We start from the raw sequence: 2,248 nt of genomic DNA, 5'->3' as shown, positions 1-2,248 counted from the left end.
GCCGCGATCACGCGGAGCGAAGGCGGCGACGCCGAAAACACATTCCGGTCCCCGTAACGCGAAAGCAGGGGGCCACATCACGGTTCCGGGCATAGCCGCCCGCGCTCCGCCACCTCCCCACCTTTCCGGCGGCGACGCCGGCAAGACGATGACGCACGCCCGGTCTTTGACGATCGAGCTGCATCCCTCGCCTCTAACCCTTCACCCCCCACATGATCGTTGTTAACCCGCCCCGCCTTCGCTAACCCGGAACAAACCCCAACCGGAACCGCCATGTCCCGTTCGACCGACCGCTTCGAAGGCACTTCGAACTACATCGCCACCGACGACCTCAAGATCGCGGTCAACGCCGCGGTCGCCCTCGAACGCCCCCTGCTGATCAAGGGCGAGCCGGGCACCGGCAAGACCGTGCTGGCGTATGAGATCGCCCGGGCCATGAACGCCCCCCTGATCACCTGGCACATCAAGTCCACGACCAAGGCCCACAACGGCCTGTACGAATACGACGCCGTCTCCCGCCTTCGCGACAGCCAGCTGGGCGAGGAACGCGTCCACGACGTGCGCAACTACCTCAAGCCCGGCAAGCTGTGGGAAGCCTTCACCGCTCCCGCCCGTCCCGTCCTGCTGATCGACGAGATCGACAAGGCCGACATCGAATTCCCCAACGACCTGTTGCAGGAACTCGACCGCATGGAGTTCTACGTCCAGGAGACGGACGAGACCATCCGCGCCGAGGTCCGCCCCGTCGTCGTCATCACCTCCAACAACGAAAAGGAGCTGCCGGACGCCTTTCTGCGCCGCTGCTTCTTCCACTACATCCGCTTCCCCGACGACGCGACGATGCGCGCCATCGTCGAGGTCCACTTTCCCGGCATCAAGCCGCGCCTCGTCTCGGAAGCGCTGAAGACCTTCTACGAGATCCGCGACACCCCGGGCCTGAAGAAGAAACCCTCGACCTCGGAACTTCTGGACTGGCTGAAGCTGCTGCTGGTCGACGACATCGATCCGGAGACCCTGCGCGAGAAGACGCCCAACAAACTGATCCCGCCCCTGCACGGCGCCCTTCTGAAGAACGAGCAGGACGTCCATCTGTTCGAACGCCTCGCCTTCCTCAGCCGCCGCGAAGGCGCGCGGCCGGGCGGCTGAACACATCAGGGAGACAGTTTGAACACCCCCCTTACCGCGATTTCACTGGATTCCGGGACCGGCGCGCGCAGGATGAAATACGAACAGGACTCCCCGACGATGACCCTTCGTCCCCTTCTTGTAACGACCGTCTGCGCCCTCGCCGCGCTGACCTCCGCCTGCGACGGCGACAACTCGGTGCGCATCTCCTCGACCCGCGGCGAGAACAATGACGCCAAGGGCGTGCTCAAGGTCGTCGACGCCCTGCAGTGCCCGCAGACCATGGGCTCCCTGACCCGCAAGGGTTCGGCCCAGGCCGGCGGAACGGTCTGCACCTATGTCGGACGCAAGGGCGCCGAGGTCAGCCTGCACCTCATCCCCCTCGACGGAGAAGATCCGGCCGAGGTGCTCGAGGCTTTCGAGACCCGCCTGTCGGGCTTGCTGCCGGCCGCCGTCGCCCAGTTGAAAGCCGCGGCCGACGCCGAGAAGGCCCGCGTGCAGGCGGACGCCGCCCAGGCCGCCGCCGACACGGCCGCTGTAGCCGCCGACGCAGCCGCCGGCGCGGCGGATCGCGCCGCCGCCAGCGCCGATCGCGCCACGGTCCGCGCGCCCGGCGTGATGATCGACGCCAACGGCGACGACGCCACCGTGCGCCTCCCGGGCATGCACATCGAGACCAGGGGCGATCAGGCCAGCGTCCGCATCGGCGGCTTCCACATCGACGCCAACGACAGCGACGGCTCGGCCCGCGTCCGCGGATCGTCGGACGGCGGCGACAGCGTCAGCGTCAACGCCCGCAACGACGCCGCCGAAATCCGCACCAGCGGCGGCGGCGACGCCACGCGCGCCAGCTGGATCCTGACCGACAACCGGGACCAGGAATCGGGCTGGCGTCTGGTCGGCTATGAGGCGCGGGGCCCCGTCGGCGGCCCTCTGGTCGTGGCCACCGTCCGGTCAAAGGACACCAATCGCGGCCGCGCCTTCGAGGATGCGAAGGACCTGGTCACCCTCAACGTCGGCGAATAAGCGCGCCGGCGCCGAGGCTTCGCCCTTGATCGCATCGCCCTGATGCGTCACCAACCCTGCCCACGAGAGCAGGATCAGACCTTGGCCGCCCCCCGTC

At 67.8% G+C, this 2,248-nt stretch carries 2 protein-coding genes; both read left to right on the top strand.

Annotation, left to right across the window (positions count from 1 at the left end):
* Positions 1-273 precede the first annotated feature (273 nt).
* Positions 274-1,146: a MoxR family ATPase gene (locus VN378_RS04025; RefSeq protein ID WP_325741215.1), complete on the top strand. Its 873-nt coding sequence runs from the start codon at positions 274-276 to the stop codon at positions 1,144-1,146.
* 99 nt (positions 1,147-1,245) lie between these two features.
* Positions 1,246-2,151, top strand: a complete 906-nt coding sequence (locus tag VN378_RS04020) for a methyltransferase type 11 (RefSeq protein ID WP_325741213.1) — start codon at positions 1,246-1,248, stop codon at positions 2,149-2,151.
* The last annotated feature ends 97 nt before the right edge of the window (positions 2,152-2,248 follow it).

The organism is Brevundimonas sp. (genome assembly GCF_035561115.1).
Lineage (GTDB): Bacteria > Pseudomonadota > Alphaproteobacteria > Caulobacterales > Caulobacteraceae > Brevundimonas.
Note: the sequence above shows the minus strand (reverse complement) of the source record. Positions and strands in the feature narration are given on the sequence as shown.